Origin of the sequence: Helicobacter bilis ATCC 51630, from assembly GCF_000686565.1 — a bacterium.
GTDB lineage: Bacteria > Campylobacterota > Campylobacteria > Campylobacterales > Helicobacteraceae > Helicobacter_A > Helicobacter_A bilis.
In genome coordinates this window covers 1-1,304 of sequence record NZ_JMKW01000122.1, presented here as the reverse complement: position 1 = coordinate 1,304, position 1,304 = coordinate 1, and the positions used below count along the sequence as shown (strand labels likewise).

The following is a 1,304-nucleotide window of genomic DNA, read 5'->3' as shown; positions in this document are numbered from 1 at the left end:
TGGCAGTTTAGGAGAATATGTAAATTAAATGAATTACCAAATGATGAAGAAAAATACAATAAGATTCTGGCGTATTTTGATACGAGTTTGGATAAGCTTGATTGGGAAGGTATTGAAAAAAAAATCGATATTATTAACACAAGATTATTTAGAATATAGTTCGCAAAATGACAGATATATGTATCGATATGAAGATAAAAGTGATACAAGAATAAAAAAAGTTGTTTTTTTATTTTTTAATGATAGTATAAAGTTGGGTAATCTTTACAAAATAGATTTTGAAGCATTTTGGCATAATGGAAAAAAATACCTTGAAAGAGAGAGTATAGGTTCTTATAGATTTGAATGGCGTAAAAGTTACGAAACTTGTAGTTTGTTTGGCAAGGATTAAAAATGGATGGTAATGAGCAAATCAAAAAACTTAGGGACTATGCCGAGTTGGCGTGGGCTTCATATGGGCATTTTCATCTAGCAGATAAAGATTATGGTCCTAAGGGTTGGTGGAATGAAGATAAGAAAAAATTAGATGAATTTATTAAAAATAATAAAAGAATACCTACCCACACTGACATTCTCAACATAGAATACAAGCAGATTTTCAAAGGCGACTTTGCCCCACTTCAAGCACAAAACTTTTTTGAAAGATATGAGTTACTCATTCATCAACCCAATACAGAATCAAGTGACTTTAGTGCTACATTTTTTTACAATAAAGAATCTAAAGCATTATCTATTATCTTTTTTTAGTCAAGGATTTACAATGCTTACAATGCTTTTTATTTTAGGCTTTATTCTAGGTATTATTTGGTTAATATTTCTTTGCATTCTTGCAATATTGCTAATCATTAAAATTGTTAATAGAATCAGACACAAAACAGAATCTCTAAGATTCCAAAAAATCTTTACTTTTCTTTTAAAATCCATTATTCCTTTCTTTTTGGTTTTATTTTTTGTTGGTGGTTGTAGGACTACTTTTGCTAACCCAAAATTTCATTATTGTATTGTTGAACGAATATTAAATAATAACCATTACTGCGAATACACAAATTATGGAATATTTGTTGAGGGCAATGAAGGAAGCGGTATGCGAATATACTTTAAGGAAACGAAATAGCAAGGATTTAGAAAATGAACAATAAACAACGGGTTAAAAAAATAAGAGACTATGCTGAACTAGCTCAAGTCTCCTACTTTTATTTTGACTTACTCAAAGATTCTAATGGTATCCCTAGAAAGATTTATGAATTAGATTCTAATGGCAATAAAATTAAAGATGAGAAATATCCTAGAGGATATAAAGAAAT

The 1,304-nt window shown here is 29.0% G+C and carries 2 protein-coding genes; both read left to right on the top strand.

Translation table 11 applies throughout. The features are described from left to right. The first annotated feature begins 178 nt into the window (after positions 1-178). Positions 179-391, top strand: a complete 213-nt coding sequence (locus T368_RS15135) for a hypothetical protein (RefSeq protein WP_080695808.1) — start codon at positions 179-181, stop codon at positions 389-391. Between the two features lie 2 nt (positions 392-393). Next, complete coding sequence (locus T368_RS14200) at positions 394-747, top strand: hypothetical protein (protein WP_004084709.1); 354 nt, start codon at positions 394-396, stop codon at positions 745-747. Positions 748-1,304 lie beyond the last annotated feature (557 nt).

Bases quoted from the DNA above. Each gene is read 5' to 3' on its own strand.
- T368_RS15135 (WP_080695808.1), top strand. From the start codon at position 179: ATGTATCGATATGAAGATAAAAGTGATACAAGAATAAAAAAAGTTGTT.
- T368_RS14200 (WP_004084709.1), top strand. From the start codon at position 394: ATGGATGGTAATGAGCAAATCAAAAAACTTAGGGACTATGCCGAGTTG.